This is a genomic window from Mesorhizobium sp. M0621, from assembly GCF_040320745.1.
Lineage (GTDB): Bacteria > Pseudomonadota > Alphaproteobacteria > Rhizobiales > Rhizobiaceae > Mesorhizobium.
The window spans coordinates 63271-86959 of record NZ_JAMYQF010000022.1 but is presented as its reverse complement, the minus strand read 5'-3'; the positions used below and the strand labels follow the sequence as shown (position 1 = coordinate 86959).

Annotated in this window: 23 protein-coding genes and 1 riboswitch; of the genes, 11 read left to right on the top strand and 12 right to left on the bottom strand. The window is 63.4% G+C overall.

Translation table 11 applies throughout. From position 1 onward, the window contains the following. The gene (locus NKI38_RS17380) at positions 1-1302 is read left to right on the top strand and encodes a D-arabinono-1,4-lactone oxidase (RefSeq protein WP_352659460.1); all 1302 of its coding nucleotides are present in this window, start codon (positions 1-3) and stop codon (positions 1300-1302) included. After that, positions 1299-2438, top strand: a complete 1140-nt coding sequence (locus tag NKI38_RS17375) for a DSD1 family PLP-dependent enzyme (protein WP_352659459.1) — start codon at positions 1299-1301, stop codon at positions 2436-2438. Before NKI38_RS17380 ends, NKI38_RS17375 begins: the two co-directional genes overlap by 4 nt. Before the next feature lie 4 nt (positions 2439-2442). On the opposite strand, the gene NKI38_RS17370 is transcribed toward NKI38_RS17375, so the two are convergent. Then, on the bottom strand, positions 2443-3276 hold the full coding sequence (locus NKI38_RS17370; RefSeq protein WP_352659458.1) for a GyrI-like domain-containing protein: 834 nt from the start codon (positions 3274-3276) through the stop codon (positions 2443-2445). A 234-nt stretch (positions 3277-3510) separates the two neighbouring features. After that, a riboswitch (cobalamin riboswitch) is annotated at positions 3511-3717 on the top strand. Positions 3718-3809: 92 nt separating this feature from the next. On the opposite strand from NKI38_RS17370, the gene NKI38_RS17365 reads away from it, so the two are divergent. Genes NKI38_RS17365 through NKI38_RS17350 form a run of 4 tightly spaced genes read left to right on the top strand, consistent with a single transcriptional unit; the run spans position 3810 to position 6854 of the window. Further along, a complete protein-coding gene (locus NKI38_RS17365) occupies positions 3810-4073 on the top strand; it encodes a hypothetical protein (RefSeq protein WP_352659457.1) in 264 nt (87 codons plus the stop codon). Then, complete coding sequence (locus tag NKI38_RS17360) at positions 4070-4852, top strand: ABC transporter ATP-binding protein (protein ID WP_352659456.1); 783 nt, start codon at positions 4070-4072, stop codon at positions 4850-4852. The genes NKI38_RS17365 and NKI38_RS17360 overlap by 4 nt, the downstream gene beginning before the upstream one ends. 38 nt (positions 4853-4890) lie before the next feature. After that, complete coding sequence (locus NKI38_RS17355; RefSeq protein ID WP_352659455.1) at positions 4891-5838, top strand: ABC transporter substrate-binding protein; 948 nt, start codon at positions 4891-4893, stop codon at positions 5836-5838. A gap of 29 nt (positions 5839-5867) precedes the next feature. Further along, on the top strand, positions 5868-6854 hold the full coding sequence (locus NKI38_RS17350) for a FecCD family ABC transporter permease (RefSeq protein ID WP_352659477.1): 987 nt from the start codon (positions 5868-5870) through the stop codon (positions 6852-6854). A gap of 21 nt (positions 6855-6875) precedes the next feature. Here NKI38_RS17350 and NKI38_RS17345 read toward each other — a convergent pair whose 3' ends face one another. The 6 genes from NKI38_RS17345 to NKI38_RS17320 are packed head-to-tail and all read right to left on the bottom strand — an operon-like array spanning position 6876 to position 12673. Then, entirely contained in the window at positions 6876-7811 is a 936-nt protein-coding gene (locus NKI38_RS17345; protein WP_352659454.1) for a phosphatidate cytidylyltransferase, read from the bottom strand. Then, positions 7811-8473, bottom strand: a complete 663-nt coding sequence (locus tag NKI38_RS17340; RefSeq protein ID WP_352659453.1) for a lysophospholipid acyltransferase family protein — start codon at positions 8471-8473, stop codon at positions 7811-7813. The genes NKI38_RS17345 and NKI38_RS17340 overlap by 1 nt, the downstream gene beginning before the upstream one ends. Further along, entirely contained in the window at positions 8470-8913 is a 444-nt protein-coding gene (locus NKI38_RS17335; RefSeq protein ID WP_352659452.1) for a hypothetical protein, read from the bottom strand. The genes NKI38_RS17340 and NKI38_RS17335 overlap by 4 nt, the downstream gene beginning before the upstream one ends. Further along, positions 8910-10235, bottom strand: coding sequence for a phosphatase PAP2/dual specificity phosphatase family protein (locus NKI38_RS17330; RefSeq protein WP_352659451.1), 1326 nt, complete (start codon positions 10233-10235; stop codon positions 8910-8912). The genes NKI38_RS17335 and NKI38_RS17330 overlap by 4 nt, the downstream gene beginning before the upstream one ends. Before the next feature lie 5 nt (positions 10236-10240). Further along, positions 10241-12025, bottom strand: a complete 1785-nt coding sequence (locus tag NKI38_RS17325) for a bifunctional alpha/beta hydrolase/class I SAM-dependent methyltransferase (protein ID WP_502899327.1) — start codon at positions 12023-12025, stop codon at positions 10241-10243. Between the two features lie 39 nt (positions 12026-12064). After that, positions 12065-12673, bottom strand: coding sequence for a CDP-alcohol phosphatidyltransferase family protein (locus NKI38_RS17320; protein WP_352659449.1), 609 nt, complete (start codon positions 12671-12673; stop codon positions 12065-12067). Positions 12674-12886: 213 nt separating this feature from the next. Between NKI38_RS17320 and NKI38_RS17315 the strand changes: the two genes are divergently transcribed. The 3 genes from NKI38_RS17315 to NKI38_RS17305 all read left to right on the top strand — a co-directional run bounded on the left by NKI38_RS17315 (position 12887) and on the right by NKI38_RS17305 (position 16384). Next, positions 12887-13366, top strand: a complete 480-nt coding sequence (locus tag NKI38_RS17315) for a MarR family winged helix-turn-helix transcriptional regulator (RefSeq protein ID WP_023762286.1) — start codon at positions 12887-12889, stop codon at positions 13364-13366. Further along, a complete protein-coding gene (locus NKI38_RS17310; protein WP_352659448.1) occupies positions 13363-14544 on the top strand; it encodes an HlyD family secretion protein in 1182 nt (393 codons plus the stop codon). The genes NKI38_RS17315 and NKI38_RS17310 overlap by 4 nt, the downstream gene beginning before the upstream one ends. 307 nt (positions 14545-14851) lie before the next feature. Continuing rightward, positions 14852-16384 (top strand): DHA2 family efflux MFS transporter permease subunit, encoded by a 1533-nt coding sequence (locus NKI38_RS17305; RefSeq protein ID WP_352659447.1) that lies wholly within the window; start codon positions 14852-14854, stop codon positions 16382-16384. A gap of 50 nt (positions 16385-16434) precedes the next feature. Here NKI38_RS17305 and NKI38_RS17300 read toward each other — a convergent pair whose 3' ends face one another. Next, positions 16435-16950 (bottom strand): CAP domain-containing protein, encoded by a 516-nt coding sequence (locus NKI38_RS17300; RefSeq protein WP_352659446.1) that lies wholly within the window; start codon positions 16948-16950, stop codon positions 16435-16437. A gap of 72 nt (positions 16951-17022) precedes the next feature. Beyond that, positions 17023-17385, bottom strand: a complete 363-nt coding sequence (locus NKI38_RS17295; RefSeq protein WP_352659445.1) for a winged helix-turn-helix transcriptional regulator — start codon at positions 17383-17385, stop codon at positions 17023-17025. Positions 17386-17490: 105 nt separating this feature from the next. Here NKI38_RS17295 and NKI38_RS17290 point away from each other — a divergent pair, with 105 nt between their 5' ends. Continuing rightward, complete coding sequence (locus tag NKI38_RS17290) at positions 17491-18201, top strand: glutathione S-transferase family protein (protein ID WP_352659444.1); 711 nt, start codon at positions 17491-17493, stop codon at positions 18199-18201. Between the two features lie 146 nt (positions 18202-18347). On the opposite strand, the gene NKI38_RS17285 is transcribed toward NKI38_RS17290, so the two are convergent. Next, positions 18348-19571, bottom strand: a complete 1224-nt coding sequence (locus NKI38_RS17285; protein ID WP_352659443.1) for a TadE/TadG family type IV pilus assembly protein — start codon at positions 19569-19571, stop codon at positions 18348-18350. A 278-nt stretch (positions 19572-19849) separates the two neighbouring features. Here NKI38_RS17285 and NKI38_RS17280 point away from each other — a divergent pair, with 278 nt between their 5' ends. After that, positions 19850-20677 carry a DUF2189 domain-containing protein gene (locus tag NKI38_RS17280; RefSeq protein WP_352659442.1) on the top strand — a complete coding sequence of 276 codons (828 nt, stop codon included), beginning with the start codon at positions 19850-19852 and terminating at the stop codon, positions 20675-20677. Positions 20678-20687: 10 nt separating this feature from the next. Here NKI38_RS17280 and NKI38_RS17275 read toward each other — a convergent pair whose 3' ends face one another. Both NKI38_RS17275 and NKI38_RS17270 read right to left on the bottom strand, forming a co-directional pair. Continuing rightward, positions 20688-21320 carry a LysE family translocator gene (locus NKI38_RS17275; protein WP_352633279.1) on the bottom strand — a complete coding sequence of 211 codons (633 nt, stop codon included), beginning with the start codon at positions 21318-21320 and terminating at the stop codon, positions 20688-20690. A 233-nt stretch (positions 21321-21553) separates the two neighbouring features. Then, positions 21554-23539 carry a pilus assembly protein TadG-related protein gene (locus tag NKI38_RS17270; RefSeq protein ID WP_352659441.1) on the bottom strand — a complete coding sequence of 662 codons (1986 nt, stop codon included), beginning with the start codon at positions 23537-23539 and terminating at the stop codon, positions 21554-21556. Between the last annotated feature and the right edge of the window lie 150 nt (positions 23540-23689).

The window sequence follows — 23689 nt, the reverse complement described above, 5'->3', positions numbered from 1 at the left end:
ATGTCGAGCAATTGGAGCAACTGGTCCGGTTTCGTGCGCGCCGAACCGAAGCTTATCGCCAGTCCCGCCGATGCCGGTGAGCTTGGCGATCTCGTGCGCGCCGCGCCCGGCCCGGTGCGTGTCGTCGGCGCCGGTCATTCCTTCACGCCGCTGGTGAAATCCGAAGGCACCATTCTGTCCCTGGAGAGACTGGAAGGGCTGGTCTCGCACGACGCCGAAAAACATCAGGCGCGGGTGCGGGCAGGGACCCGGCTCGGCCCGCTGATGCACATCCTGCAAGGCATTGGCCAGGGCCTGCCCAATATGGGCGACATCGACCGTCAGGCGATTGGCGGCGCGCTGGGCACGGCCACGCACGGCTCGGGACCGACGCTCGGCGCCTATCACACGCAGCTGGAGACGGTGCAGATCGTCGACGGGCTGGGCAAGGTCCGCGATTTCAGGCGGGCAGGGGACCAGGAGATGATCCATGCCATCGGCGTCGCGCTCGGCGCCTTCGGCGTGATGACCGAAGTGACGCTCAACAACATCCCGACCTACCGGCTGCGCCGCCGCAAATGGGTGCTGCCGATCGCCGATATGCTGCGCGAGTTCGAGACGATGATGGCCGCGCATCGCTCGGCCGAATTCTATTACATTCCGTTTTCCGGCTATGCGCAGTTCATCGCCAGCGATCTCAGCGGCGCTGCGCCTTCCGCGCGACCGCCGGAGCAAGACGAGGCTGGTTTGAGGACGCTGCGCAGGCTTCGCACCGGGCTTGCCTGGCTGCCATCGCTGCGCCGTCGGCTGATCCGCGACGCCATCGCGAAAGTGGCCGCCGAGGACTACGTGCAGGACTGGCTCAACGTCTATGCCAGCGACCGGCAGACCAAGTTCAACGAGATGGAATATCATCTGCCGTTCGAGGAGGGTCCGAAGGCGCTGGCCGAAATCATCGAGCTGACGGAGAAGCGCTTTCCCGAGGTCTATTTCCCGATGGAGGTGCGCGCCGTTGCGCCCGACGAATTCTGGCTGTCGCCATTCTACAGGAGGCCAACCTGCTCGATCGCCATCCACCATGACGCGGCAAACGATCCGCTGCCGTTCATGCGGGCAGTCGAGCCGATCTTCCGCAGATATGGCGGCAGGCCGCATTGGGGCAAGATGCACAGCCTGAAAGCGGCGGAGCTGAAGAAGCTCTACCCGCGCTGGGACGACGCCATGGCGGTGCGCCGCGACATCGATCCGCAAAACCGCTTCGTCTCGCCCTACATGGCCGGCCTGTTCGGCATCGAGCCCAGTCCTTTTGGCATCGAACGATGAGCTCCTATTTTGCCATTCTTTCGGACGCGCTGAAGCAAGCCGGCATCCTCCAGCCCTGCCTGCTGCTCGATCGCGATCGGCTGGACAGCAACATCGCCTTGGTTAAGGGGAGACTGGATCCCAGCCTTGCCGTGCGGTTGGTCGACAAATCGCTCGCCTGCATGCCGCTGCTTGCCCATATCGGCAAGGCGCTTGGCACCAATCACGTCATGACCTTCCACCCGCCGATCAGCGAGGCGGTGCTGAAGGCGTTTCCGGATGCCGATCTGCTGTATGGCAAACCGATGCCGGTCGATGCGGCAAGGGCTGCGCTTTCGAAGGGCGCGGCTGACTGGTCGCGTGTCTGCTGGTTGATCGATACGCAGCAGCGGCTGGCGGAATATGGCGCACTCGCTGACGAACTCGACATCGAGCTGCGTATCGCTTTCGAGATCGATGTCGGACTGCATCGCGGCGGCTTTGCCAGCCCGGATGCCTTGTCGAAGGCGTTGAGCGCGCTGCCGTCCCGGCTGCGTTGCGAAGGCGTCATGGCCTACGAGGCGCATGCGCCGCACATTCCGGGCCTTTTCGGCGGGCCGGTGAAAGCCTTGGCAAAGGCGTCGGCGCAGGCCACCGCGTTCGTCGCTTGTCTCGGCGCGGACCAGCGCCGCATCTTGAACATCGGCGGCAGCAAGACAGCACTGCTCCATCATGGCAGCGTCGCCAATGAAGTGTCGATGGGCTCGGCCTTCGTGCTGCCCAGCGATTTCGACACGCCCGGCCTCGAAGGCTTCCAGCCGGCGGCCTTTATCACGACGTCGATCCTGAAAGTCGTCGAGCCGATGCTGCCCGGCCCGCCGGCCGTCACCCGCCTGCTGCAGGCGCTCGGCCGATTTCCGCGCAAGGGCTGCTATCTCTATGGCGGCAAGTGGATGGCCGAGCCGGTGTTCCCCGAAGGCATGATGACGAACGGCGTGCTCGGCCTGTCCTCCAACCAGCAATTCATGGGCTTGCCGGCCGATGCGACCGCAAGGCCAGGCGACTACGCTTTCCTGCGTCCGACGCAGAGCGAGGCCGTGCTGCAACAATTCGGATCGATCGCAGTGTTTTCCAGCGGCAGGATCGTTGATCGCTGGCCGGCACTGCCGATGGCGTGATCGCCTATCCCTTGACCGGAATCCAGATCTCCAGTCCGCCATTGCCGCTGCGCGGGTCGAAATCGGGGCCGTAGCGTTCGAATTCCGGCGCATCGGATATTTCGTGGCCGGAGGCCGGCAGCCATTTGTTCCAGATCGTGTTGACCGTACGGCGGATGGTCGAGATGTGTTCGCGGTGGGCGAAGACCGCATATTTCTGTGCCGGTACCCCTACCCGGCTGAATTCCTTCGGCAGGTCGGAAAAGTCCGATACTTCGACGCCGGCGATGTAGTCGAAATTGCCGGCATCGTCGCCGTTGACGCAGACGCCATAGGCGACGTCGCCGGTCTCACCCGGAATGTTGCCGATATAGGGGCCAAAGCGCTGCCACTGCATCGGGATGGCGGCGCTGGTTTCACAGCTGTAGCGTTCGCCGAGGCCGGCGATCAGGAACGGCCGGCTGGTCTCGAAGCGCGGCGGTTCGAGGTTGGTAAGAAAGGACTGGTCCATCAGGATCGGCTCCACGAGGTCGAGGTTGTCGAGTGTGCCTTGCGCGCGCACCAGTTCCGGCGTGGTGCCGAACTGGTCGCGGAAGGCACGGGTGAACGCCTCATGCGAGTTGTAGCCGGCATCGAGCGCGAGCGAGAGAATGTCGGGCGCGCCGCCGGCCAGCTTGCGCGCCGCTTCGCTCAGCCGGCGCGCGCGCATGTAGCCCATCACCGACCGGCCGGTGGCAGCGCCAAACGCGCGCGTCACATGAAAGCGCGACACGCCGCTGCTTTGCGCGACATCGTCGAGCGAGATCGCCTCCGGCAGATGGCTTTCGACGAACCACAGCGCTTTCTCGGTCGGGTTCATGGGGCTCCTTTTCGCATTGGGCGGATTACCTTGCCACCTTCCCGCAAAGCCAGTTTGATCGAAATTGCGCAATCTGCACGATAGCATCGGCTGGGCTTCGCTTGACAGCGTCAGGCGGCATCTTCTAGAGCGTTATGTTATTACATAATGAGAGCGCGCAATGCCTGTTTCCCCCACACATGAGTGGCCCATCACTCCGTCCGAGAAATCCGTTGCGAAGCGATTGGGGGAAATCTACGCTGGACCCGCGATGGTCCCCGAGTCGAAAGGCGAGGGGTGAAAAGGGAACACGGTGAGGCCTGCTCAGGTCGAGACCGTGGCTGCCCCCGCAACTGTAAGCGGCGAGCAAAATCCGTGAATGCCACTGGCCGGCAAGGCTGGGAAGGCAGGATGGCGCAACGACCCGCGAGCCAGGAGACCTGCCATCAGCATGAGTTGACCGGACGGGGTATGCCGGGAGGAAACGCGAATCTCGGTCTTGTCGGCCGGCTCGCCAGCGTCCTTCCGTCGCCAGTTTTGGAAAGTGACGGAAGTTGGAAGCCTCGAAGGCCATCCATTGCATCATCGTGTGCACACTTTACCGCGATCCCGTGACCGGGGTCAGACCTGGCGCGCAATTGTGTGCCGATTTGCATGGTCGGCTCTCAGTGGATGAAGATCGCGCGTTGGCGTTCGGCTACGCGATCGCCTCGCTCGCCGATGGCTGGTGCAATTCCGGGCAGCGTCCGGCTGGATTGGCCGGCAAGACGCTGGCCCGCATCCCGGCTCCGGGCAATCTGGCAGGCAGCAGCCGATGACGCCGCTTCTCGAAGCGCGCGATCTCTGCGCCATGGCGAATGGCCGGGATCTGGTCCAGGCGGTCAGCCTGTCGGTGGCCGCTGGCGACCGCCTTGCCATCATTGGTCCCAACGGCGCCGGCAAGACAACGCTGTTGCGCATGTTGTCGGGCATGCTGCGGCCGAGTTCAGGCGAGGTGAAGCTTGGCGGGCGGCGGCTGGACAGGATTTCGGCCGCCGAGCGGTCACTGCATATCGCCGTGGTCGGCCAGACTGACCAGCCCGATCCGCGGCTGGCGGTGATCGACTATGTTGAGCTTGGCCGGGTCCCGCATACCGGGCAGCGCAGGAGCGAGGAGCGCGACATTGTCGTGGATGCGCTGCGCCAAACCGGTCTGCTGCCGCTGCTTGGCCGCACCATCGGCTCGCTGTCGGGCGGCGAGCGCCAGCGCGCCCAATTGGCGCGCGCCATCGCGCAGCAGCCAAAAATCCTGTTCCTCGACGAGCCGACCAACCATCTCGACCCGCGCGCCCGCGGCGAACTGCTCGAACTCGTGGCCGGCTTCAGCATGACGGTGATCGCGGTGCTGCACGATCTGGCGCTGGTCGCACCCTTCGCCACCAGGGTGGCGGTGATGAACCATGCCCGTCTGCAAGCGCTCGCCGCACCGCGCGAAGCGCTGACCCAACAGCTGATCCGCGAGATTTTCGGCATCGATGTGCTGCGTCTGCGCCATCCGACCGAGGACCGCGAACTGACGGTTTTCGAGGTTCCGAATCGTGCCGCGCCGCCGTCCTGACTGAAGCCGTTCCGCATTCCAACAAAGGAGCAACATCCGTGAAACGCCTCGCTTTTTCGCTTGCCTTCTCGCTGCTGGCCTCGACAGCCCTGGCCTTCCCGGTGACCGTCGACAGCTGCGGCAAGCCGCTGACCTTCGACGCGCCGCCGAAGCGCGCCGTCATCCATGATCTCAACATGGCCGAGATGGCTTTCGCGCTGAAACTGCAGCCGTCGATCGTCGGCCTGACCGGCATCACCGGATGGTACAAGGTCGGCCCCGAATTCAAGGCCGAGCAGGGTTCGATCCCGGAACTGGCGCCCAAGTATCCGACGCTCGAAAACCTCGTCGCCGTCGAGCCCGATTTCTTCTTCGCCGGCTGGTATTACGGCATGAAGCCGGGTGGCGAGGTGACGCCCGACACGCTTGCCCCGCATGGCATCAAGACGCTGGTGCTGACGGAAAGCTGCGTCCATCTCGACAAGAACAGGCCCGCCGCCTCGATGGATTTGCTCTATGGCGACGTCGAAAAGCTGGGCAAGATTTTTGGCAAGGAGGCCGAGGCTGAAAAGCTTGTTTCGGGCTGGAAGACGCAGCTCGCGGACATCACCGCGAAGGTCGGCAGCGCGAAGGGCACGAGGGTGTTCCTGTACGATTCCGGCGAGGACAAGCCGTTTACCGCAGGCAAGTTCGCCATTCCGAGCGCCATGATATCAGCCGCCGGCGGCGACAACATCATGGCCGACATGGACACCAGCTGGGGCAATACGGACTGGGAAACGGTGGCGTCGCGCAATCCGCAATTCCTCATCCTGCTCGATTACCAGGACGGCGGCGGCTACAGGAAACTGCTCGATTTCCTGAAGGCGCATCCGGCGATGAAGGAGACGGATGCGGTCAAGAACGAGCGCTTCGTCGCATTGCGCTATGCCGAACTGACGCCGGGACCCGCCAACATCGAAGCGATCGACAAGATCGCCAAGGCGATGCACCCGGAAGCTTTTTGAGCTTGCGCCACCCGGCATTTGCACTGGCCATGCTGGTGGGGGCGGCGGCGATCGCCGCTCTCGCTCTGCTGTCGATCGCCTATGGCTCGACGCTGATCCCGTTGAGCGACGTCGTTGCCGCGCTTGGTCGTGCGGTCGGCTTCAGTGGGCACGACGTGTCCGGGCCGGTCGGCAAGATCGTCGTCGACCTGCGGCTGCCGCGCACCATCCTGGCCATCTGCATCGGCGCCGGACTGGGCGTCGTCGGTGCGCTGCTGCAGACGGTGACCCGCAACGATCTCGCCGATCCGTTCCTGTTCGGACTGTCGTCGGGAGCCGCCGCCGGCGCGGTTTCCGTCATCACCGTCTTCGGCGATAGCTTTGGCATCTGGACTTTGCCGGTCGCGGCTTTTACCGGCGGCATACTGGCTGCCGGGGTCGTCCTGCTGCTGGTCGCGCGGGTGAAAGGGCAAGGCCCGGAGCGGCTGATCCTCGCCGGCCTTGCCGTCTCGTTCATGTTCACCGCCTTGACAAACTATCTGGTCTTTGCCGGCGACCAGCGCGCTGCTCATTCGGTGCTGTTCTGGACGATGGGTGGCCTTGGCCTGGCGCGCTGGGACAATATCTGGCTGGGCGCACTGGGTGCGGGGACCATCCTGGCGTACGCGCTGTGGAACCACCGCCGGCTCGATGCTTTCCTGGCCGGCGAACATGCCGCCGAAAGCCTGGGCGTGCCAGTGGCGCGCATGCGCCGGATGACGTTTCTCGTCGCCGCCTTCTCGACGGCGATCCTTGTCTCTGTCGCCGGCGTCATCGGATTCGTCGGGCTGATGATCCCGCATCTGTCACGGCCGCTGGCGGGTCCCTTGCATCTGCGTCTGGTTGCCAGCTGTGCCGTCTTCGGCGCGGTGCTTCTGCTGGCCAGCGATCTTCTGGCACGAACGCTGCTGCCGCCGCAGGAACTGCCGATCGGCATCATCACCAGCTCGGTTGGTGCGTTCTTCGTCGTCACCATGCTGATCCGCAACCGGCTTTGATTGCGGTCGGAAACGGCTTGCTCAGACCGTCCAGAAATAGCGCACAATGTGGAAGAACACCGGGGCAGCGAAGACCAGGCTGTCGGTGCGGTCCATCATGCCGCCATGGCCTTCGATCAGGTGGCCCCAGTCCTTGACGCCCTGGTCGCGCTTGATGGCCGAGGCGACCAGCCCCCCCAGAAATCCCATCGAGCAGGCGACGAAGGCCACGGCCGCCGCCTGCAGCGGCGAAAACGGAGTCACGAACGACAACAGCGCGCCGAGCAGGCTCGCCGACACCAGTCCGCCGATCAGCCCTTCCCAGGTTTTCGACGGCGAGACGTTCGGCGAAAAGCGGTGTTTTCCAAACAGCTTGCCGAAGATGTATTGCAGCACGTCGCTGCCTTGTACGACGATGATCAGGAAGGCGATCAGCAACAGGGTGCGGCCTTCGAAGCCCGGCACGTCGAGCGTCAGCAGGGCAGGGACATGGCTGACGCAATAGACCGATATCATCACCGCCCATTGCTGCGCGGCGATCCGCTCGAGGAAGCGTTCGGTGTCGCCGTGCAGCGCGGTGATGGCCGGCATCAACAGGAAGCAGTAGACCGGAATGAAGATCACGAAGAGCCCGTACCAGGCGGTCCACACCAGCCAGTATTGAAACGGGATGATGATGCCGAACATGCCAAGCAGCACCCAATGGTCGCTGCGGCGAGTGTGCGTCAGCGTCACGAATTCGCGCAGCGCGGCGAAGGAGATCAGCGCGAACAGGATGGTCATCCCGTAACGGCCGAAGAAGAAGGCGACCGTCATCATCGCCACCATCACCCACCAGGCGTTGATGCGCTGGGTGAGATTGACCAGCGTCGAACTCAGCGGCTTCGGCGCCCGCGCCGAAAGTATGGCGGCGACGATGCTGGCGGTGGTCAAAACCGCCAGCAGGCCGATGATCAGGATGGAGATCTCGTGGCGCATCAATCGTCTCGCTCGGGACGCGGGTTGAGCGCCAGAAGCGTGGCGTGGGCGCGCTCGAGAAAGGCGCGGCGTTCTTCGCCAGGCGCCACCGCGACCGGTGCGCCGAAGACGACGCGGCACAGCAGCGGCACCGGCAGGAACTGGCCCTTGGGCAGCACGCGCGACATGTTCTCGATCCAGCACGGGATCAGCTCGACCTCCGGCCGCGCCATTGACAGATTGTAGAGCCCGGAGCGGAAGGCCAGCAGTGGCTCATCGGTCATATTGCGGGTGCCCTCGGGAAACAGGATCAGCGAATGACCTTGGTCGAGAACCGAGAGCATGATCTCGATCGGGTTTTCCTCAGGCTTCGTCCATTGCCGGTTGATGAGCACGGACGACAGCATGTCCTCGGCAATGAAGCGGCGCAGCCGCGACTTTCCCCAATATTCGCCGGCGGCAACCGCATGCGTGATCGCGCGCTCCCTTTCGCTGAGGCATGCCGACAGCAGGATGAAGTCGCCATGGCTGGTGTGATTGGCGAAATAGATGCGCTGCCGGTCGGATGGCATGCTGCCGCTCCAGATCGGACGCACGCCGGTCACCATCCAGGCCAGTGCCGAGAGGCCGACGGACGTCACCGTCTGCAGCAAGGTGAAGGTTTTCAGCGAAAGCCTGTTCATCGCGGCGCCCAGAATCCCGCCGCGAAAAGCATCGCCAGGAACAAGCCGAAGACGACGCGCTGTTTGAACAGCAGGCGGCGTGTGCCAGTCATGCGGTCATCGAGCGTGCGTGTCGTGGACGGGAGGGGCTTCAGGCGCATGCGCGCCAGCATGTCGTCCACCGCAGCGCCGCCGGAGGCCTCTTCATCGTGGCTGGCCATCAGCCGGAACAGCAGCGCGTCGAACACCAGCAGTGCCGACAGCGCCAGCACGGCGACAGCGCTCGCGGCAGTGATCGACAGCGCGACGGCCGCAGGCAAGGTCTCGAAAGCGCCGCGCGCCGAAGCGGCCAGGGGCGCGAGGATATTTGCGGCCACCACGACCGCGGCCGGCCATGCTGCCTGCTGCATCAGCATGCGGGCGAAGCGATCGACGCGGTCCTGGTAGGCATTGTCGGTCATGACGTCGTCCGCTCCGTGGCCTCGGCAAGATGGATCGGCCGGCCGGCGGCCATCAGCATCTCGCGGGCAAGCGTCGACGTCCTGGCTCTGCCGGTCGCCACCAGCCATTCGGCGACGACGCCGGCGCTGCGCTGAAAGCCGAGCGCGCAGCAGACCAGCACAGTGCCGTCGCGGCGCGCGCTCTCCAGCGCGCTGGTTGCCAGTTGCTGTATCGCCATTTCGGGCGGCAACAGGTCGATAATCGGAAAGCTGATCCAGCGGCAATCGGCCCCCGCCGGCTTTTCAAGTTCGGCGGCGAGGTCGATGACCGTGCCGAAGCTGTTGGCCTCGCGTGCTGTGGGATAGCGCCCAAGAAAGACGCCATCGGCAACCGCCACCTGGGGAGCAAGATTACGCGTCCAGGCCCACATGTTTGCCCTGGCACCGAGACGGTAGGGCAAGAGCAGAATACGGCTTGCAAGCGTGATGCCGCCATCGGCGAATTTCTGGAATACTTTTGCGCCTGCTCCGGCATAGGCGAAGGCGACGATGGCCAGCGCCAGCGCCGGCCAAAGCAGGAAGAGCGCGACGGCGCAAAAGAACGCACCGAGCGCGGCACCGGCCAGCGCAAGGGCGGCGCCCAGCGCATAGAACAGCGCCAGCCGCCGTGCCTTCGCACCGCTGGTCAGCCGGAAGCCTGAAAACGGCAACACGCCGCTGCACGGAAACAGCCACAGCGCAAAAACACCGAGCAGTGCTCCGGTCGGGATGTCGATGAAATGATGCTGCCAGGTCGTCAGCACCGAGGCACCGATCAGAAAGCACCAGCCATGCCAGAGCGGCAGAAGAAAGCCGCCGAGCCGGTGGCGCCAGTGATCCCAGATGATCACCAGCAGGGCGATGTGCAGCGAAGGCGCCTGGTTGAACGGCTTGTCGAAACCGCCGAGCACGGCAAACAGGAAGCCCGGCAGCCCAGTCGTCGCGGGCCGCACGAACGTCGCGGTCAGCGGGAACAGGATGAAGCAAGCAACGGCGACGATCTGCGCGGTGAGATAACGTCCGGCCAGGCGGTCGACCCCTTGCCTGTTGTCGTTGAGCAGCAGCGACAGGCCGTAGAACAGGTTGATCGACCAGTAGGGCACGATGGTCCAGGCGATGAACGGGATGCTGTGTTCCCAGGAGAAAACGATGCTGCCGACATCGTCGCGCCGCGACGCCAGCCAGTTGGCGAAGCCGTAGCTGAGGTAGAAGAACGGCGCCAGAAAGGCCAGCCACAGGGCTGCCCTGACAACCACCCGTCCATAAGGCTCGGTGCGTGCGGTCGATGCAAGCGATGACACCATGCTGTTCAGCGTCGCCGTGCGACCGAGACGGTGAAGATGCCCCATTGGTCGATGCGCTGGTCGAGCTTTTCGAAACCGGCGGCTTCGACAAGCTGGTCCATCTCGCCTTGCGTGCGCCGGCGCATCACCCAGGCCTCGCCGCCGCGATGCGAGGTCAGGCTGCGGGCGATCATCTCGAGCTGCGGGTGCCAGGGCTGGTTGGTGTAGAGCAACAGGCTGCCCGGCTGCATGGCGCGGGCCAACCCACCGAGCGAGCGGCCGATCATCGCATTGTCGGAGAACAGTTCGTAGAGGCCGGAGACGATGGCGAGGTCGGGCGCCGGATCGGCTTTGGCGAGCCCGCCGGCATCGAAGGCGTCGGCGCGTTGGAACGAGACATCAGCCGGCAATTGCCGTTCGGCGATCAGCTTGCGGCCAAGCTGGACGTTGAGGTCGGAATAATCCTGCAGGCGCACGCTCGCCGGCTGGTCGGGGCTCTTCACGATGGCATCGAGAACATAGCGGCCGTGGCCGGCCGCGATGTCGAGAATGTGCGCCGGCCGGCCTGCGGCCTTGAGCGTCGCCAGGCAAGAGCCGATCAGCTCTTCGAGATGCAGCTTGCGCTGGCGAATGCCGCGCCAGCCGATGGCTTCCAGGAAGACGCGATCGACGACGCGGCCAAGAGGCGTAAGACCCCGCGCGTCGTTCTCATAGACGTAATCCAGCGTCGAGCCTGAATCGAAGCCGGTGGCGATGCCGGTCTTCATGCCCTGCGAGACCCAGGCGCCCATGCGGATGGAGGCACGGCTGAATGCCCAAAAGAGACCCTTGGGCGACAACAGATCGAGCGGCGAGGCAAGCCTGTCGGCCTCGTCGCGGGTGTAGCCGGCAATATCCGCCTGCTTCAGGTCGACCGGCGCATCCGGCGCCGCAAACTGCTTCGCCAGGAACGGCCGGATCAGGTCGAGGGCCTGCGCCCGGTCGCGCTCGCCCAGCGTGTCGTGGAAGAAACCCGGCAACACATGGCGTTCCTTGGTGCGGCTGCCGAGATTGACGAAGAACTCGTGCTGCGGGCCGTGGCGCACCACCCAGTCGCTGCCCGAGAGCAGCAGCTGCGTCGGCAGGGTGATGGCGCGGGCGTCAGCGACAATCCGGGCCGCGTGCTGGTAGAGCTCGACCAGGATGTTAGAGGCGATCGGCCGCGTGATCAGCGGATCGCTCTCGAAAGAGGCGATGCGCAGGGGATCATGGGTCAGGAATTTTGCCTTGACGTAGGAATTGACGAAGAAGCGGCCCTTGATCTTCTGCCACAACGCGATGCCTTCCCTGGCGAAGGGCACGTAGAGTTTTACCGAAAAGGCCGGTGAGGCCAGCACCATGGCGCGCAGCTTCGGCGCATAGTCGTGCACCCAGGCTGCCGCGAGCACGGCGCCGAAGGATTGCGCGATCAGCGCGATATCCTGCGTGGTGAAGCCATCCCTGGCGGCGATCTCGCGCATGAAGCAGTCGATGTCGCGCACCAGGGCCGAGAAGGACGGGGCATAGCCGCGCTCGCCGGACGAACGGCCATTGCCGCGCGCATCCCAGGCATAGAAGGCGTGGTCCGGCATCTGCAATTCGTCGACCAGATGGGCCATGCGGCCGCCATGCTCATGACCGCGATGGAAGAGCACCACCGCTCCCTTGGCATCGGCGGAGGCCGCGGGCCAGAAGCGGTAGAAGATCTCCGTCCCGTCATGGCTGCGGAAGACCCGTTCCTGCGCGTGCCGCTCAAGGCTTTCCGTGGCCGCGGCGGCGATCGGTTCGTGCATCATGGTCTTTCCCTCTGGCGGCATGGCGAGCCCTCGTGCTCAGCTGGCGCTGCCAATAAGGCCGGCGCGTATCCGGTTTATGGCGGTCAGCAGCGAAAGCGTTGCCATGGCCGGAAACACAAATGGCGCGATGGATGCCGGCCAGAGCCCGGCCGCGCACAGAACGGCGACCACGCCCAGCGCCAATGCCCTGTCGCTCTTGCCGAACGGCCCGGCATAGTTTCGCCCGACCTTGGCGGCGATGCCGAGCACACCGGCGAACTCGGTCAGCACGGCCGATATCGCGAAGGCGATGACGCCCCATGCGCCAAATTCCGGAAAGACGGCAAAAGGGAGTGTCAGCGCGAGGTCCGAAACGACGTCGCAAAACTCGTTCAGATACATGCCGAGCGTCGAGGCCTGTCCGTGTTCCCGCGCCAGCATGCCATCCACGGCATTCAGCGCCATCCGCACGAACATCACTGCGGGGACAAGCAACAGCAGCCAGCGCCATTCATGCAAGATCGCGATGGTCATACCGGCCGCGATCGACATCACGGCCGCCAGGATGGTTATGCTGTTTGCGGTGACCCCGATCGCCGCGAGCCGGTTGACCAGCGGCCGCAGCCTTCCCTGGAAAGCCGGCTTGAGAGCGTAAAGCGTCGGCATTTTCGTGATCCCCCGATCCTGACCAACGGCTGTACATCAATATGTCGGACACGACCAGCATGACATGGCGGAGCGGCTATGCCGACCGGCATGCGACCAGGCGCTTACCAATCGCTAACCATGACTGCATCGCATGGCTGTCATGCACATTTGCCGGCTTCTTGTGCAACGCGGCATCTTGAATAGTAAGCACGCTTATTATATATCCCGCTCATGGTTTCCGATGGTATCGACAGATTGGGCTTCTTGATCCACGACGTGCAGCGCTTGATGCGCAAGCGCTTCGAGGCGAGGGCCAGCGGCTTGGGGCTTTCTTCGGCGCAATGGCGGCTTCTGGTCCGCGTTGCCAAGGAAGACGGGGTCGCGCAGGCGCGGCTGGCCGAACTTCTCGAAATCGAGCCGATCAGCGTTTCTCGCCTGGTCGATCGCATGGAGGAGGGCGGCTGGATCGAGCGTCGTCCCGACGCTGCCGATCGCCGTGTCCGCATGATCTTCCTGACGCCCAAGGCGAGCGATGCCTACGCCGTGATCAAGAGCATTGCCGGGGAAGTCTACGAGGAATCACTCGTCGGCGTGAAGCCGGAAGCCCGTCGTGTCCTCATCGAGGGGCTTGAGGCGATGGTCCGGAACCTGACCGACGACGAGACGCCATCCATTGAAAAAGTGAAGACTACAGAAGGCACAGCAGCATGAACGCGGTAGCCAAGATAGACGAGAAAGTGACCGAGCTGGAAATGGAAGCGCCGGAGAAGCCGGCCGCGGCCCCGGTGATGGTTGCTCCCCCGGTGCAGCCGGCCCTGGCGCCTGTGAAGAAAAAGCGCCGGCTGGGCAGTCTTTTGCTGATGGTCGCGCTGCCTGCGGCACTGGCTGTCGGCGGCGGTTACGTCTGGGTTACCGGGGGCCGCTACCAGGAGACGGAGAACGCCAATCTGCAGCAGGCCAAGGTGTCGATCGCGTCCGACACGGCCGGGCGTATCGTTCAGGTCGACATCGCCGACAACCAGCTGGTCAAGCAGGGTGACGTGCTGTTTGCCATTGACCCCGAGCCCTACCGGATCGCGCTGGCCCAGGCCGACGCGGCGGTTGCGGGAGCGCGTCTCAACGTCGAGCAGCTGCGCGCGGCTTATGGCCAGTCGATGGCTCAGCAAAAGTCCGACACCAGTCAGGTCGCCTTCGCCCAGTCGCAGTTCGACCGCGCTGCCGACCTTGCCCAGAAGGGCATCAACGCCAAGTCGTCGCTGGACGAAGCCAAGAACGATCTCGACAAGGCCAAGCAGCAGCTCGCCGTTGCCGAGCAAGGCATCATCAGCGCCAAGGCAGCCCTTGGCGGCAATCCCGACATCGAGACCGACAAGCACCCGACCGTGATGGCCGCGCTCGCCGCACGCGACAAGGCGGCCTACGACCTGGCGCAGACCACGGTCAAGGCGCCGGCCGACGGCGTCATCAGCCAGGCTTCCTCATTCAAGGTTGGCCAGTATGTCGGTTCCGGCACGCCGCTGTTCTCTCTGGTCGAGACCGGCGACACCTGGATCGCCGCCAATTTCAAGGAAACGCAGCTCACCCACATGAAGCCCGGGCAGAAGGCTGATATCGTGGTCGACACCTACCCGGGGCGCACCTTCGAGGCGACGGTCAAGGCGATTGGCGCCGGCACGGGAGCCGAATTCTCGCTGCTGCCGGCCCAGAATGCCACCGGCAACTGGGTCAAGGTCACGCAACGCATTCCGGTGCGCCTCGAACTGACCGATGCCGACGCCAAGATGGCGTTGCGCACCGGCATGAGCGCCACCGTTACCGTCGACACCGGCGTGGCACGTGGCCTGCCGTCGATCTTCGGCCACGCCACGGCAGGCGAGGCCACGCAGTAAAGGCAGCGGAATCCCGCGGGGACCTGCGGGTGGAAGCGAGTAGCAGGATTGGTCTGATGGAGGAGTGGGAAGGATCAGCGTCTGGGTGAAGCCGCCGCGCGGCTTGACCGGAATCTGAAATCTTCGGCACGGACCCGTCGGTCCTCATGTTTCCGGGCGGCAGGCATCCGCTCATCAGAGACTTTCAGTCGATGTAACCCCCACATCGACAATCGCGTCCCACCGCGACGAGGGTCTCTTAACGGAAGGCGTTGCCGCCCGGAAACCCGTTGTACACGTTTTTGTTACCTGCTGGAAGTTCCACGTCATGAGCACGCCCGAACCCTTCAAAGAAGTGCCGCATCGCGGCCTGATCACGGTCGCGCTCATGCTGGCGACGATCATGCAGGCGCTCGACACGACGATCGCCAACGTCGCGTTGCCGACCATGACCGGCGATCTCGGCGCCTCACCCGACAACATCAACTGGGTGCTGACCTCCTACATCGTCGCCGCCGCCATCATGACGCCGGTGACCGGCTGGCTGGCCGACCGCTTCGGCCGCAAGGAACTGTTCCTGGGGGCGGTTGTCGGCTTCACCGTGTTCTCGATGCTGTGCGGTATCGCCTGGAGCCTGGAGAGCATAGTGTTCTTCCGGCTGATGCAGGGCGTGTTCGGCGCCGCCATCGTGCCACTGTCGCAAACCTTCCTGCTCGACATCAACCCCAGGGAACGTCACGGCCAGGCAATGGCCATCTGGGGCGCCGGCATCATGCTGGGGCCAATCCTGGGCCCGACGCTCGGCGGCTGGCTGACCGAGAATTTCAACTGGCGCTGGGTGTTCTTCATCAATTTGCCGGTCGGCATCATCGCCTTCCTCGGCATGGCCGCCTATCTGCCGGCGGTTGCCCGGCGGGTGCGCAGCTTCGATTTCTTCGGCTTCGCCATGTTATCGCTCGGTGTCGGTGCGCTGCAGCTGCTGCTCGACCGCGGCGGCGAGGTTGACTGGTTTTCTTCGGTCGAGATCTGGATCGAGCTTGCTCTTTCGATCACCGGATTCTGGGTGTTCATCATCCACACGCTGACGGCGGAACGTCCTTTCATCGACCCGAAGATCTTCCTCGACCGCAATTTCGTGACCGGGCTGGCATTCATCTTCGTCATGGGCGTGCTGATCCTGGCCTCGATGTCGCTGCTGCCGCCGATGCTGTCGACCATCTTCGGCTATCCGACCGTCACCATCGGTGTCGTCTTGGGGCCGCGCGGTGTCGGCACGATGATTTCGATGCTTGTCGTCGGGCGGCTGATGAGCAGGATCGACGCCAGGATTCTTGTCGTCATCGGCTTTCTGCTGACTGCGCAGTCGCTCTACACCATGTCCAGCTTCACGCCGCAGATGGACAATTGGCTGATCCTCAGCTCTGGCGTCATTCAGGGCCTGGGCATGGGCATGGTGTTCGTGCCGCTGTCGACCGTCGCCTTCGCCACGCTTGATGTGCGCTTCCGCACCGACGCCACGGCCTTGTTCAGCCTGGTGCGCAATCTCGGCTCATCCATCGGCGTGTCGGTCGTGACGGTCCTGATGGTGCGCAACACGCAGGTCAATCACACCGAGCTTTCGGCCTTCGTCAACCCGTTCAACCCAAACCTGTGGGCGGCCTCTCCGGCAGCCGCAAGCGGCGATCCAATGGCGCTTTCGCAGGTCGATCGCATGGTCAATCTCCAGGCGATGATGATCTCCTATGTCAACGACTTCAAAATACTCATGGTGATGACGCTGCTTGCCATCCCGTTCGTTTTCCTGCTGCGCAAGCCGAAGCAGGCGCCTGCCGGTGGCGCACCGGCCGCGCATATGGACTAGATGAAGCCAACAGGTCGTCTTCGCGGTGGCGCACGCAACCGGGACGCCTCTTATTTCCCGAGCACGAGGCTCCAGTAGCGGAGGTTGCTGTCGCTGCCGTCGCGCACATAGGCAAGGCCGAAGCGGGTGAAGCGCGGGTCGAGCATGTTGCGGCGATGGCCGGGTGAATGCACCCAGATATCGAAAAGCTTCTGCAGGTCGAAACGGCCCTCGGCGATATTCTCGGCCGCCGCACCCGCAATGCCATTGCCTTTGACGCGCGAGGCGAAATCCTTGCCCCAGCCGGTGGTGTGGCTCATGCGACGGCGCTGCGCCATGTAGCCGGCCTGCTGCAGCGCGGCCTGTTCGAGCTGCCGGTCTGGGACCAGCACCGCAAGCCCGGCCGAGGCGCGGATGCCGGCCAGTGTGCTGGTGGCGGATGCGGAAGCCCCAGCCCCTTCGCCGGTTGGCAATGAAACGGTGCTGCAGGCGGCGAGCCCGGCCAGGGCTGCGAGGCCGGCGCCCTTAAGCAGCATGCGCCTGTTCAGATTCGGGATCGGGTGGTTTTCGATTTTCGCAATGGTCATGCTCGCCTGAGATAGTGGCGATCATGGCTTTTGCCGGGCAGGGCGGCGAAAATCTCGGTCGAAACGACGATCCTAGGCTGCTGTGTCGAGATTTGTGTCCGAGGTTGGATTACCGCCCATCCGATCGTCTTCCGTATGCACCCACCAGGCGCCGAGCGCATCGATCAGCGGCACAAGCCTGCGACCCGGCGCGGTAAGGTCGTATTCAACGCGCAACGGATAGCCCGAATACACCGTCCGCCGCACGATACCGGCGTCCTCCAGCTTGCGCAGTTCCAGCGTCAGAATGCGGTGCGACACGGTTGGGTTGTTGCGCCTCAGGTCGCTGAACCGCTTGGTCCCGTCCTTCAGATAATAGAGCAGCAAGGTGGGCCAGCGGCCGCTGAGCACGCGCATGGTCTCTTCGATCGGGCAGCGTGAGACGACGTCTTTCATGGGCGGTCCTGGTTACAGAATTGTGCGTAATTTACATGGGGCGACCAGCGTTTAGGGTCAAGTTTCGCTGCGCGGCGTGATCCCTTCAATCATGGAAGAAAACAAATGGAACCTATCCTCCTTTATGGCTTCCCGGCGGGAAGCTCGATGGGACTCGTCGCCGCCTTTGAACGCGTCGGGCATCCCTATCGCCTGTGCCGTGTCGATATGCTCTCCGAGATGAAGAACGACGCCTACGCCAGCATCAACGGTCGTCAGGAAACACCGGTTTTGATCACCGACGAAGGCGCGGTGCTGACCGAGACCATGGCCATCGCCGCATGGCTCGAAGCCCGCGACACGCAACGTCGCATCAGCTTCGAACCGCGCACGCCGCAGGCCGACCGCATGCATCAGTTGATGGCCTTCGTGAACACCGGGTTCACCGCCGCTTTCAGCCCGCTCTGGGTAGCATTGGAAATGGCCGCGGATGAACCGGCGCTCAAGGCGACCTTGCGCGACTTCGGCCGCAAGGCCGTCGCCGAACGGCACGACCGCCTTGAAGCGATGATCGCCGATACGGACTTCCTGGTCGGCGATCGGCTGACGCTGGCGGACACCACGCTGATCGGTGTGGCCCGCTGGGCGGAGTTCCACCAGGCCGTCGACGGCGCTGCCTATCCCAAATTGGCCGCATTGCGCCGCCGCATCGAGGCTGATGCCGCTGTCCGGTACGCCATGGCTGTAGAGGATGGCAAAAAGCCTGCCGGGTCGGGCGCCTGTCTCGGCCATGTCCCGCTCGCCGAGGTGATCGAGCGCTTCGCCGCCCCGGCGTAACCATGGCGATGCGCATTTTCACCTGGATATGAGAGCTACTCATCTGCCGGAGTGCGGTCGCCGCACTCCGGAATTGTTGAACGCGCCGACACCAAGCGACAGCCAAGGTCGATGGAGCCGTGCCGCGCTGGTTGACTGGAGGCGTCTCATTTCATGAGAGTGATCATCCGGCCGGCAAACATTGCGCGGTTTCCAAGCGCTGCCGAGCAGTCCGATTCGACGGATGAATTTCCGGTCATCTGCACCGTGTTGCCGACAAGCCTGAGACAGTCGCCCTGGCCGCTCATATCGGAGTTGCCGGCGTAGGAAATGGGCGCGTCCGGCGCGTAGATGAAGCCGCTGACCAGGGAGTTTGCGCCGCCATTCAACGTCAAGGCGGACGTGTTGCCGTGATCCTGGAAAATGGTGATACCAGCATAAGGGCCGCTGCTGGGCGGGGAAAGGTTCACCCTCTCATTGGCATTTATGTAGATCTGCGCGCTTTCCATGAGGAATATGGTCACGCCCTGACCAGTCAGGCTGCCGTTTCCCCCGGGCTTGATGGTGGTGCCGCGCATGATGTAGACGCCCGGATTGAGCGTGATGTTTCCCGACAGTGTCTTGTCGCAATACGTGCCGGGCGACAGCGTGTAGGTTTTGCCGTTCGGGACCGGCAAACACAATGTGTAGGGGGGAGGAATGACGTCGGCCAGTGGATCAAAAGACGCGTATTGATTTTCGTGCGGCGTTCCGCAGGCGAGGCTGGCGCTGGGCGGCAAAAGCCCGCTGGTGCCGCCCACGGTTGAGACACAGCCCGCTGAAACCAGCGCGGAGCCGCCCCTATTGACGGCGTCGGATGCGTCCGAGTTCGCCGCGATCACGCAACTGTCCATCGAGACGTTGGTCGAGCCCTGCAGATTCACGGCGGCTGACGCATGCGGATCGAGCGCCAGCACGCAGGCCTGCGCGCCAGGCTTTATCTTGACCGAGGCCGAGCGGTAGGCCTGCCAGGGGGCCGAGTCGCTGATGAAGCTTGGGCGGCTTATACTCGACGACAGCGAGATAAAGTAGGCGCTTGGGCTGCCGCTTGCAGTTGCCGCGAACGCGGAGACGCTGCCCAAATATTCCTGCTGGTCGGCCGCGCTCATATTTGCGGCGAAGAATTGCAGCCCAAGCTGCTGAACATCGCCAGCCGCCATTTCCGGAGAGAACTTCGTGCCGATGGCGAGCCCCGCCGCGTCCAGCGAGTTCTGTAGTTGCGAGGCGTCATGGCTCGTGCCGAGCAGATCCATGGCGCCAGCCAAACCAATCATTATCGGCAGCATCGCAATGGCGGTCGCCATGGCAAAGTTGCCACGCTCCGAAGACCAGAAGCCTTTCAATGCCGACATCGCCCCTCGCCAAAACTCGTAAAGCTCAGGTGATACGCCAGGGGTCTCTATGAGCCATTTAAGTAAATGCTAAAATGCGTAAATGCTAAAATGCTGCACAATGGTTGACCAAAACGAAAGCCTGCCAAGGCACGCCATACACCGAGAGATGAGCACAACGAGGCTCCCAGGCCATTGACGCGGCGACAATCGCCGCCAAATCTGTTATCGTGTTCTTGAAGTGGCAGCTGCGGGCGGCCATCCAGGCGGTGACCGCCCCGACATACGGGAGGAAGGTTATGGCCGGCTTTCATGTCATGGCGGACGCACGTGGAATGCATGTGCGGCCAACAGTGCGCCGCATCACCACGTCGCAGCTTTGGGATGCGCTGCGTCTCGGCTTCGAGGATTTCTGGGCAAAACCGTCGCACTACGTGTTCCTGTGTCTGATCTATCCAATTGTCGGCCTGATCCTGACGCGGTGGACGTCGGCTGGCGCCAATGCCATCCAGCTTATCTATCCCTTGATGTCGGGGTTCGCACTTGTCGGCCCGTTCGCCGCGCTCGGTCTGTACGAGATCAGCCGCCGGCGCGAGCTCGGCATGAACACCTCCTGGTGGCATGCCCTTGACGTGCGCCACTCGCCGGCGATTCCGTCGATCGCGGTGATCGGCATCATGCTGGTGGTACTGTTCCTGTTGTGGCTGTACACCGCGCAGTCGATCTATATCGGCCTGTTCGGCGATCAAGCACCGGCATCGATCGGCGGGTTTTTCCGCGAGGTGCTCACGACCAGCAAGGGCTGGATGCTGATTCTTGCCGGCAACGCCGCCGGCTTCGTCTTCGCCGTGGTCGTGCTGGCGACGACGGTTGTTGCCTTCCCGCTGCTACTCGATCGCGATGTCGGCGCCGTCTCGGCGATCGAGACTTCGGCGCGCGCCGTGATGGCCAATCCGCTGCAGATGGCGCTGTGGGGCCTGACGGTCGCCGTGCTTCTGGTGATCGGCTCCATCCCGCTGTTTGCCGGACTGGCCGTAGTCATGCCGATCCTTGGTCATGCCACCTGGCACCTCTACCGCAAGGTGGTCGAGCCGGAGCGGGCGGAGCAGACAAGGCGGCCGATGTAACGAGGCGCTCTCAGCGCTGCGCGTCGGTTGCCATCTTCAGCGCGAGCGCCGCCAGCACGGTGCCCATCATCCAGCGCTGGATGACCAGCCACAATGGCCGTCCGGCGAGGAAGGTGGCGATCGAGCCGGCCGTCACCGCGATGATGGCATTGACGCTGAGGCTGATTGTGATCTGCGTGGCGCCCAGCACCAGAAGCTGCGACAGGACATGGCCTTTGCCCAGGCTGATGAACTGAGGCAGCAGCGACAGATAGAGCACGGCCACCTTCGGATTGAGCAGATTGGTCATCAGGCCCATGGCGAACAGCTTGCGCGGCCGGTCCCTCGGCAGTTCGCGCACCTGGAACGGCGAACGCCCGCCCGGCTTCACCGCCTGCCAGGCCAGCCACAAGAGATAGAGCACACCGGCAAAGCGCAGCGCATCATAGGCATAGGGCACGGCGAGCAGCAGTGCGGTGATGCCGAAGGCCGCAGCCAGCACGTAGAAGAGAAAGCCGAGCGCCACGCCACCGAGCGAGATCAGCCCGGCCTTCGGTCCTTGCGACAGGGATCGCGAGATCAGATAGATCATGTTGGGACCCGGCGTCAGCACCATGCCGAGGCAGACCAGGGCGAAGGCGAGATGATTGGCGGTTTCGGGCATCGGTTCGTTCCCCAGCGGGCTGCCGTGGATACGTGATCCCGCGAGCGGCCAACATGTGCCTGTGCCTGCAGGCGCGCGCAAGAGCATGGCAGCGCCAGCCGTTGCGCCAGTTGGTTGCCAATGCATGTCGCCCAAAAGGGCCCCGGTTTTGGGAGAACGACATGCATAAAAACAAAAACCTAAAGCGCGTCGGCTGAATCCGTTCAAACGCGACGCGCTTTAGTGCCTTTGGATCAGCCGACGACGCGCAGGTTCGACAATTCGTTGCCGATTTCCTTGAAGTCGTTCGACAAGGTGGCGCCGGTCGCGTTCCAGAACAGCTTCGCCGGCTTGCTCGCGTCCGTCGGATCCTTGCGGAAGCGCGAGTTCGACGAGCACGATTTCAGCGCATCGATCGCCTGCTTGTCGGCGGTCTTGGTCGTGGACAGGTCGAGCGCCACCGTCATCACCATGATGTTGGCTGCCTTGGCGTTGTTGCAAAGCGTCGCCATCTGCTCGTTGAGCGCGCTGGTATAATTGCCGTTCGAATAGTCGAACTGGCCAATGGTGCTCGATGTGCCCATGAACAGGCGACCGACCGAAGTGCCGTTGTAGCCGGGGTTGAGATAGCCGTAGGACGAATAGGTCGACTTCGAATCAGCGGGGTCAGAATAGCCCAGCGACGAAGGCGTGTAATAGGTGTTGGCACCGTCCGTCAGCACGATCACGACCTTGTCGTTGCCTCTTTCTGTTTCCGGGCGTCCTTGCGTGAACGGCTGGCCGCTCGAAACGACCCGCCAGCCCCAGGCCATGCCCTCGGGAACATTGGTGCCGCCACTCGGCTTCATCAGGTCGATTGCGGCCTTGATCGCGGTGAGCCCATCGGCGACGCTGACGTCCGTAAGCGACGTGATCGGGTTGGTGGAGCAGCTGTAGTTTGGGCCGTTGCCGGCCGGCAACGCCGGCGCGTTGATCGGCCGCGGCTGAAAATATTTGGCCATATTGCGCAGCCGGGATTGGCCGGTGGTGCTCGATGCGTCGTCGTTCCACCAGCTGTTCACGGCACCGTCGGTTTCCGGCTCGGCCTCGTCAGGGTCCTGAGTGATTTTCCAATGGTTGCCGGGCTCATCCGGGGCGAACATCGGCACGAACATCGTCGCCGGATCGCCGATGCCTATGCCGGTATTCGCCGAGCCGCCGGAAGGCGCGGCGTCGTTGACATTGTAGGGATAGGGGCGGGCCTCGACGCAACCTTGCCAGCTGGCGAACGGACCGTAGGTATCGACATAGTCATATTCATCGTGGCTGTCGCTGCACGTGTTGTTCGAGTTGTAGTCGTCGCAAACCACGCGCTTGCTGTTGATGACGCGCTCATGGTAGGTGACGACCTTCATGTCGCGGTAGAGCGAAAATCGGGTCAGCATCTGACCTTCCTCGGCACCCCACCCGGAACCGCGCTTGTACCAGATGCCATTGGTCTTTTGGGCGTATTTGACGGCCGTGTTCAGCGTCGACCAGTCGAAATTCTCGTTCGATACCGGCGACAGGCCTTCGGTGTCCATCCAGGATGCATTGCCATTGCCGGGCCCGACATTGACCGAGGCGGCAAACGGTACGAGGCCGAACTGCACCGGTTTGTCGACCTGCTTGATCATGGCCGCCTGCTGGGCCAGCGTGTCGACCAGTTGTTTGGCCGCGGTCTTGAGAAGGTCGATGCGCTTTTGTCCCGAGCCCGTTCCCGGCGTGGTCATCGACCCGGAATTGTCGAGCACCAGGGCGACTTCCAGAGTGTTCTTCAGCCGCACCTCCGAAGTGACGTTGAAGCTGATCTTCTGATTTGCGTCGGTTGCGGATTTGCCGATCATCTGGCCGAAGACCGGATAGAAATAAGGCTTGTAATCAAGCCGCGCGCTCATCTTGAGCAAGCCTCCGCCGGTGGTGTTGCTCGGCAAGGTGACGCTCAGCGTCGTGTTGGCGGGATCGATCTTGTTGAGGTTGGCGTTGAAGAAGTCGAGCGCATAGGCTCTCAACTGGTCGTCGGTCGCACCCTCCGTCAGCCGGCGCGCAGTGGCGAAGTTGGCGGCATCTAGCGCATTCGACACCGTCCGTTTTTCACGGCTCATCTCGGTGAAATCGACCGCCATCGCCAGGCCGCCCATCAGCGGAACCATCGCAACGACCGTCATAAGAGCATAGTTGCCGCGTCTGTCGCGGCAGAACTGACGCCAAAGTTCATGCATGTCTGCAGCGGCCCCCGCCGGCGGATTCTCGATTGGCGCCAGTTTTTCCACAAAACGCTGAAGGTGGCGTTTGGGAAATCGCTCGATTGCCGGGCCGGCGCTTCACCAACCGCTAACCAACCGGCACTGGAGCGTTACAGATGGGGAAGT

Bases quoted from the DNA above. Each gene is read 5' to 3' on its own strand.
- NKI38_RS17330 (WP_352659451.1), bottom strand. From the start codon at position 10,235: ATGGTGTCATCGCTTGCATCGACCGCACGCACCGAGCCTTATGGACGG.
- NKI38_RS17285 (WP_352659443.1), bottom strand. From the start codon at position 19,571: ATGTCGGCATTGAAAGGCTTCTGGTCTTCGGAGCGTGGCAACTTTGCC.
- NKI38_RS17335 (WP_352659452.1), bottom strand. From the start codon at position 8,913: ATGACCGACAATGCCTACCAGGACCGCGTCGATCGCTTCGCCCGCATG.
- NKI38_RS17375 (WP_352659459.1), top strand. From the start codon at position 1,299: ATGAGCTCCTATTTTGCCATTCTTTCGGACGCGCTGAAGCAAGCCGGC.
- NKI38_RS17345 (WP_352659454.1), bottom strand. From the start codon at position 7,811: ATGCGCCACGAGATCTCCATCCTGATCATCGGCCTGCTGGCGGTTTTG.
- NKI38_RS17315 (WP_023762286.1), top strand. From the start codon at position 12,887: ATGGTTTCCGATGGTATCGACAGATTGGGCTTCTTGATCCACGACGTG.
- NKI38_RS17310 (WP_352659448.1), top strand. From the start codon at position 13,363: ATGAACGCGGTAGCCAAGATAGACGAGAAAGTGACCGAGCTGGAAATG.
- NKI38_RS17350 (WP_352659477.1), top strand. From the start codon at position 5,868: ATGCTGGTGGGGGCGGCGGCGATCGCCGCTCTCGCTCTGCTGTCGATC.
- NKI38_RS17325 (WP_502899327.1), bottom strand. From the start codon at position 12,025: ATGCACGAACCGATCGCCGCCGCGGCCACGGAAAGCCTTGAGCGGCAC.
- NKI38_RS17280 (WP_352659442.1), top strand. From the start codon at position 19,850: ATGGCCGGCTTTCATGTCATGGCGGACGCACGTGGAATGCATGTGCGG.
- NKI38_RS17340 (WP_352659453.1), bottom strand. From the start codon at position 8,473: ATGAACAGGCTTTCGCTGAAAACCTTCACCTTGCTGCAGACGGTGACG.
- NKI38_RS17370 (WP_352659458.1), bottom strand. From the start codon at position 3,276: ATGAACCCGACCGAGAAAGCGCTGTGGTTCGTCGAAAGCCATCTGCCG.
- NKI38_RS17320 (WP_352659449.1), bottom strand. From the start codon at position 12,673: ATGCCGACGCTTTACGCTCTCAAGCCGGCTTTCCAGGGAAGGCTGCGG.
- NKI38_RS17300 (WP_352659446.1), bottom strand. From the start codon at position 16,950: ATGACCATTGCGAAAATCGAAAACCACCCGATCCCGAATCTGAACAGG.
- NKI38_RS17295 (WP_352659445.1), bottom strand. From the start codon at position 17,385: ATGAAAGACGTCGTCTCACGCTGCCCGATCGAAGAGACCATGCGCGTG.
- NKI38_RS17270 (WP_352659441.1), bottom strand. From the start codon at position 23,539: ATGCATGAACTTTGGCGTCAGTTCTGCCGCGACAGACGCGGCAACTAT.
- NKI38_RS17380 (WP_352659460.1), top strand. From the start codon at position 1: ATGTCGAGCAATTGGAGCAACTGGTCCGGTTTCGTGCGCGCCGAACCG.
- NKI38_RS17305 (WP_352659447.1), top strand. From the start codon at position 14,852: ATGAGCACGCCCGAACCCTTCAAAGAAGTGCCGCATCGCGGCCTGATC.
- NKI38_RS17360 (WP_352659456.1), top strand. From the start codon at position 4,070: ATGACGCCGCTTCTCGAAGCGCGCGATCTCTGCGCCATGGCGAATGGC.
- NKI38_RS17290 (WP_352659444.1), top strand. From the start codon at position 17,491: ATGGAACCTATCCTCCTTTATGGCTTCCCGGCGGGAAGCTCGATGGGA.
- NKI38_RS17275 (WP_352633279.1), bottom strand. From the start codon at position 21,320: ATGCCCGAAACCGCCAATCATCTCGCCTTCGCCCTGGTCTGCCTCGGC.